This window comes from Nocardia sp. NPDC003963 (assembly GCF_053605105.1).
Genome location: NZ_JBSGIP010000058.1, coordinates 21,282 through 27,360, shown reverse-complemented (window position 1 = coordinate 27,360; position 6,079 = coordinate 21,282). Strand labels below are relative to the sequence as shown.

Annotated in this window: 8 protein-coding genes; 5 read left to right on the top strand and 3 right to left on the bottom strand. The window is 67.0% G+C overall.

The window, feature by feature from the left end; genetic code table 11:
* The first annotated feature begins 194 nt into the window (after positions 1-194).
* The 4 genes from ACWEWT_RS35570 to ACWEWT_RS35555 all read left to right on the top strand — a co-directional run bounded on the left by ACWEWT_RS35570 (position 195) and on the right by ACWEWT_RS35555 (position 3,008).
* A complete protein-coding gene (locus ACWEWT_RS35570; protein ID WP_452565294.1) occupies positions 195-686 on the top strand; it encodes a helix-turn-helix domain-containing protein in 492 nt (163 codons plus the stop codon).
* A complete protein-coding gene (locus ACWEWT_RS35565) occupies positions 683-1,372 on the top strand; it encodes a heparin-binding hemagglutinin (RefSeq protein WP_452565293.1) in 690 nt (229 codons plus the stop codon). Before ACWEWT_RS35570 ends, ACWEWT_RS35565 begins: the two co-directional genes overlap by 4 nt.
* A gap of 30 nt (positions 1,373-1,402) precedes the next feature.
* Positions 1,403-1,738: a DUF2516 family protein gene (locus tag ACWEWT_RS35560; RefSeq protein ID WP_452565292.1), complete on the top strand. Its 336-nt coding sequence runs from the start codon at positions 1,403-1,405 to the stop codon at positions 1,736-1,738.
* A gap of 226 nt (positions 1,739-1,964) precedes the next feature.
* Complete coding sequence (locus ACWEWT_RS35555; RefSeq protein WP_452565291.1) at positions 1,965-3,008, top strand: alpha/beta fold hydrolase; 1,044 nt, start codon at positions 1,965-1,967, stop codon at positions 3,006-3,008.
* 7 nt (positions 3,009-3,015) lie between these two features.
* Here the strand turns inward: ACWEWT_RS35555 and purU are convergent, their stop codons facing one another.
* Entirely contained in the window at positions 3,016-3,906 is an 891-nt protein-coding gene (purU, locus tag ACWEWT_RS35550; protein WP_452565290.1) for a formyltetrahydrofolate deformylase, read from the bottom strand.
* Positions 3,907-4,009: 103 nt separating this feature from the next.
* Positions 4,010-4,555 carry a GNAT family N-acetyltransferase gene (locus ACWEWT_RS35545; RefSeq protein WP_452565289.1) on the bottom strand — a complete coding sequence of 182 codons (546 nt, stop codon included), beginning with the start codon at positions 4,553-4,555 and terminating at the stop codon, positions 4,010-4,012.
* Positions 4,556-4,648: 93 nt separating this feature from the next.
* Here ACWEWT_RS35545 and deoC point away from each other — a divergent pair, with 93 nt between their 5' ends.
* The gene (deoC, locus tag ACWEWT_RS35540; RefSeq protein ID WP_452565288.1) at positions 4,649-5,317 is read left to right on the top strand and encodes a deoxyribose-phosphate aldolase; all 669 of its coding nucleotides are present in this window, start codon (positions 4,649-4,651) and stop codon (positions 5,315-5,317) included.
* 13 nt (positions 5,318-5,330) lie between these two features.
* On the opposite strand, the gene ACWEWT_RS35535 is transcribed toward deoC, so the two are convergent.
* Positions 5,331-6,053 (bottom strand): LmeA family phospholipid-binding protein, encoded by a 723-nt coding sequence (locus ACWEWT_RS35535; RefSeq protein WP_452565287.1) that lies wholly within the window; start codon positions 6,051-6,053, stop codon positions 5,331-5,333.
* Positions 6,054-6,079: the final 26 nt, after the last annotated feature.

Below are 6,079 nucleotides of genomic sequence, written 5' to 3'. Positions count from 1 at the left end.
GCCGGTGGGGCCCGCCCCGGTTCTGGAGCGACAGAGCGAAGAAGCGCAGCGACTGAGCGCCGGAGTGAAGAACCGGGGTTGATAGGGCCCCACCCCGCGCCGCCGGAGGCGGCGCCATGAACACTGCTAACATAGTGCTTGCAATTGCTAGCACCCTGACTTATCGTTGTACGTACAACGCCAGAAGGTGAGTGATGGCCGACCATCCCGAGGTTTTCGCCCAGCGCACCGACGATCCGGCAGCAGCTGCCGGCGCCGGCGACAAGGCAGGCCGCGTGGTCAACGCGGCGCAGGACATCGGAGGGTTCATCAGGGCGCAGCGTGAGGCCGCGCAGGTCTCGTTGCGTCAGCTCGCCCAGCTGGCCGGGGTGAGCAACCCGTATCTCAGTCAGATCGAGCGCGGGTTGCGTAATCCTTCCGCCGAAGTGCTCACGCAGATCGCCAAGGCCCTGCGGGTTTCTTCGGAGGTGTTGTACGTGCGCGCCGGCTACCTCGAGCAGCGGCCGCACAGTCCCGTCCGGGATGCCTTGCTCGCGGATTCCGCGATCAGCGAGCGGCAGAAACAGGTGCTCCTGGATATATACGAGTCGTTCCGCCGGGAGAACGGGCCGGAGGAAACGATCCCCCGGGACAGTGTTGTTCCACAACCGACTACCGACGCTCCACGCCAGGAGAACGATAAATGACCGAGAAGTACACCACTGCCAAACCACTGTTCGCCACCGTCGGCGCCACGGACGCGGTCTACACCGCTGTTGTAGACGCGGTAACCCAGGTGCGTGAGCGTGCGACCGATGTCAACGGCCGGGTCGACGATGCTCGTGAGCGGTTCGCCGGCCTGCCGGCCGATGTGCAGACCCAGTTCGAGCAGATTCGCGCGCGGTTGTCCGAACTGCCTTCCGAACTGCCCGAGGATCTGGCCGAGCTGCGCGAGAAATTCACCACCGAGGAGCTGCGCAAACTCGCCGAGCAGTACTACCGCCAGGTACTCGACATCTACGCCGACCTCGCGGTCCGCGGCGAGGAGACTGTCGATCGGCTGCGCGCCAATCACCTGGTCGAGGAACAGGTCGGCCGGGTGGAGACCCTGTATAAGGACGCCAGTAGCCGGGCCGAGGAAGTTTTCGGCCGGGTCAACGGGCTGATCGGCCGGAGCAGGACCGAATCCGCCCCGGCCGCGGAATCGGCCGCCGCCTCGGTCGCACCCGAGGTGCTCGATGCCGAAGTGATCGAGGTCGCCCCCGAGGTCGCGCCGGAACCCGAGTCCGCTCCCGCGCCCGTCCCGCCGGCCAAGAAGGCCCCGGCCGCGAAGAAGGCACCGGCCGCCAAGAAGGTCGCCCCGGCCAAGAAGGCCCCGCCGAAGAAGGCCTGACCTGCTGTTTCAGGTAACGCGCCCCCGTGCATGTGCAGTGCGCGGGGGCGCTGCTTCTATCATGGTGGGGTGGAACAGGTGTATGGCTTGACCGGGTGGATCATGGCCGCGCTGTGGCTGCTGGCGGCGAGCGCGACCGTTTTCGCGCTGGTGCACGCTGTGCGCCAGCGTTCCGATGCGTTCACCGCGGTCGATAAACTGACCAAACCCATTTGGCTGGGCATTCTGGCGGTGGCGATTCTGCTGCTGCTGGTGAATTTCCTCAACCTGGGTCTGCTGGCGTTCATCGCGATCATCGCGACCGGTATCTATCTGGCCGACGTGCGGCCGAAGGTGGATGAGGTTCAGCGCGGTCCACGCTGGTAGTAGCCGCCATCGGCGTCGTTCGTGTGGCCGCGATCCTCGCGACTTCCACTCCCAGCGGCTGGTCGGCTCCGTCGCGGGCACCGTCCCGCCGGTATGTGACGTATCCGAAAATGGGCTGCTACGGGCGCTCGGCATGGTGACATCGCCTCGATCGCGGTGTGGGCGCTGGCGGGCACTCACTCCGCGCGTTACTGTGTCAATCGGTAACACAAAGGAGTGTGTCTTGATGCGTGCGACCATGCCGAAGGCCCTGACCTCCCTCGCCGAACAGGTCGAGGGGCTGTTCGAGGTACACCGGGCGGGCCTGCGCACCCGTGGCGGCTACCGCAACCCGGCATTCAATCCGCCGAGTGCCGATCACCAGGTGATCGATGTGCGCGCCGCGGACGGCGCTCACCTGCGGGTACACGCGTACGGGCCGGAAGATGCCCAGCCGGTGGTACTGATCCACGGCTGGACCTGCAGTCTCGAATACTGGAACCCGCAGATCAACGCCTTCGCCGACCGGTACCGGATCATCGCCTTCGATCTGCGCGGGCACGGTGAGAGCGAATTCGGCGCTCCCGATCAACTGGACTGTCATCTGCTGGCCGACGATCTCTGCGCGGTACTCGACGCGGTGCTGCGGCCCGGACAGCGAGCAGTGCTGGTCGGGCACAGTCTCGGTGCGATGACTCTGCAGGCCTGGGCGGGGAAGTATCCGCAGCGAGTGGTCGACCAGGTCGCGGCCGTGCTGCTGGCCAACACCGGACCGCATTCACTGGTCGCCGAGACCACGGTCGTGCCGTTCTTCAACCAGCCGTTGCCGCTGCTGAACCGGATCATCCCGCTGCCGGCCTGGCTCGGGCGCAACGGGCTGAGCGCACGGATCGTGTTCCCCCCGGTGGCCGCTGTGCGGTGGATCTTCGCCCGCCAGATCATGAGCTCGGCCGCCGATCCGGAAGCGATCGAGTTCGGGATGAACATCGTGCGCTCCTGCCGGTCCCGGATCCGGTCGGAATACGGGCTGCTGCTGGCCGAGATGGACCTCGGAGACGCGGCTCGCCATCTCGTGGTGCCGACCACGGTGGTGGCGGGGACGGCCGACGATATGACCCCGGCGGTGCATGCCGAGCAGATCGCCTCCTGGCTCCGCGAGACCGGCAGTCTCGTGCAGTTCGTGCTGCTGCCGACCGGTCACCTGGGCAATCTGGAGGAGATCGAGCGGTTCAACGAAATCCTCGATCAGGTGCTCATCTCGGTCCGGGAACCGGCCGAAGCGACCGGCTGACCCGCGCTCAGGAGAAAACGACGGTGCGCCGTCCGTGCACCAGTACCCGGCTCTCCAGATGCCAGCGCAGTCCGCGCGCCAGCACCACCCGCTCGATATCGCGGCCTTCGCGGACCATATCGGTCACGCTGTCGGCGTGGTCGACACGGATGACGTCCTGTTCGATGATCGGCCCCGCGTCCAGTTCGGCGGTGACGTAATGGCAGGTGGCGCCGATGAGTTTGACGCCGCGTACGAAGGCCTGGTGGTAGGGCCGAGCACCCACGAACGAGGGCAGGAAACTGTGGTGGATATTGATGGCCCGCCCGGCCCAGTGCTCGCACAACTGCTCGGGTAGTACCTGCATGAACCGGGCCAGCACCACCGCGTCGGGGGTATGCGCGTCCACGAGTTCCCGCACCTGTTCGAAAGCCGGCCCGCGTTCGGCCGGGTTCTTCGGGAACGGCACGTGATGGAACGGGATACCGTGCGCCTCGGTCATCGCCGCCAGGTCGAGATGGTTGCCGATCACGGCTTCGATGGTGGCGGGAAGCTCACCGGAGGTGGCACGCCCGAGCAGATCGTGCAGGCAGTGCCCCTCTCTGCTCACCAGAACCACCGCGCGGCGCCGTAGTCCCGAATCGTGGACCTGACATTCGGTCTCCGGGCCGAGTTCGGCCGCGACCCGTTCGAACCGGCTGCGCAACTCCTCCACACCGAACGGCACGGTGGAGGCCTTGATGGACTGTCTGGTGAAGAACCAGCCGGTCTCGAGATCGGAGTGGTAGCCGGCCTCCAGGATGGAGCCCCCGAATTCGGCGATGAACGAGGTGATGGTGGCGATGATGCCCGGGCGGTCGAGACAACCCAGGGTGAGCACATAGCGTCGGCCGTCGGGCGCGGTGGCTGCGGAAACCATGACGCCATCCTGACAGGGCGGCCGACGGCCGATCGCCGCGACTCCGCGGTTCCGGCCGGCCGGTATGCGGCGCCGTCGCGTCGCGGAGGACGCGGCGGCGCGGTCACAGATCGTAGAACGGGGCGGCGTAACGGAATTCGCCGGTTATCTGGGAGTCGTAGGCGCTGAGCGGCCGGATCTGGAAATGGCTCGCCCATTCGGGCCGGTCCGGGATTATGCCCAGCCGCGCGGCCGGCTGGAAACCGAACCGGGGGTAGTAGTCGAGGCTGCCGAGCAGCCCGACGAGCGGTTCGTCCAGGGCGTCGGCGGCGCCGAGCACGGCGTGCATCAGTGCCGAACCCGCGCCCCGGCGTTGTTGTCCGGGGAGGACACCGATGGGTCCGAGCGCCAGTACCGGGAACGGGCCCACGGTGGCGCGGGTGACGCATACGTGTCCCACAACGGTTTCGCGATCCACCGCGACCATGGACAGCGTGGGAATCCAGCCGGGATCGCCACGCAGCCGGGCCAGCAGCGCGACCTCCGGCGGCGCGTCGACCAGGGCGGTACCGGCCGCGGGGCCGTCCGCCGAGTAGTGCGGGGCGAAGGCGCTACGGTGCACGGCTGCGACAGCATCGGTATCGACGGCTCGTTCGCGGCGGATCAGCAACAATCGTCCTCTCGTCGGAAGGCGATACGAGTGTGCGCGAGGAGTACGAGGCGCGCAACGGAATTCGCCGCGGGTATGCCAGACTTTCGTCCCATGGCCGATTCCATGTCGCTGACCAGGTCCGAGGTGGCCGCAATGATCGACCACACGCTGCTCGCTCCGGAGGCGACGAGCGCGGATGTTACCGCCACCGTGGCCGAGGCCCGGGAGCTCGGCGTGTACGCGGTATGCGTTTCGCCGGCCGTGCTGCCGGTCCGGGCTCCGGGTCTGGTGGTGGCGACCGTCGCCGGATTCCCGTCCGGGAAACATCATTCGCTGGTCAAGGGGGCCGAGGCCCGTCTCGCGGTGGATCAGGGCGCGGCCGAAGTCGATATGGTGATCGATATCGGCGCGGCGGTCGCGGGCGATTTCGCGGCGGTCCTCGCCGATATCATCGTGGTGCGCGAGGCGATCTCGGAGCGTGCGCTGCTGAAGGTGATCATCGAATCCGCCGCGCTGACCGACGAGGCGATCGTCGAGGCGTGCCGGACGGCCGAGCGCGCGGGTGCCGATTTCGTGAAGACCTCCACCGGTTTCCATCCGGCCGGTGGTGCCGACGTGCGCGCGGTCCGGCTGATGGCCGAGACCGTCGGCGGGCGGCTCGGGATCAAGGCCAGCGGTGGGATCCGTACCGCGGCCGCGGCCGCGGAGCTGATCGCCGCGGGCGCCACCCGGCTCGGACTGTCCCGGTCGCGGGCGGTGCTCGAGGGTTTCCCCGCCTGAGGGTCGGCGGGTATCAGCAGGTCGCATTACCCTCGGCGGCCGGCAGCTCGGTCGGCCCGCCACTCAGGTCCACCGCGATACCGTTGTCGGTGACCTGCAACGCGGTCGGCTGCAGGCCCATCGGGTAGGTCTGCAGACTCTCGGTCATCAGGTCGACCACACCCTGAGCCAGATCGTCGGGTACCCCGATACCGAGGAACTGCGCCTGGGCCACATCGATATCGACTTTGCCGTCCTTTATCTGCGGCGTGAGTTGCATGGCCCCGAAACCGCCGAGCACCTTCATGGTGAGTTGCCCGGTCCCGGGATCGGACTGCACATCGCTGACGAGGCCCTGCAGGGTCCGGGAGATACCGGAGTTGCTCCAGCTGACATCGGCGCTCGAACTCCCGACCGAGCTACCGCTGTTACTTCCCTCGGCCATCTCGATATCGCGGAACTGGGCGTGCACCTGCATATCGACGGCCGGGCCGAATTCGTCGCCCTTACTGTCGACATCCATCCGCGAGACCTTCCCGTCCAGCCAGGTGAGGAGTAGCGGTTTCGCACCGAAACCGACGTCGATCTGCGATCCCATCTCCTTTTCGAACTGGGAACTGATACAGCTCGCGATTCTGTGCCGCGCATACGCCTCACCGCCGATAAGCGCGGCCACCACGAGCACGATCACGGTGACCAGAGCGATCACGACGGTCCGGCGGCTGACCTTCGGGGCAGACAGGGACTTGGTGGGCATGGTCGAGATTCTTCACGATGATTCTG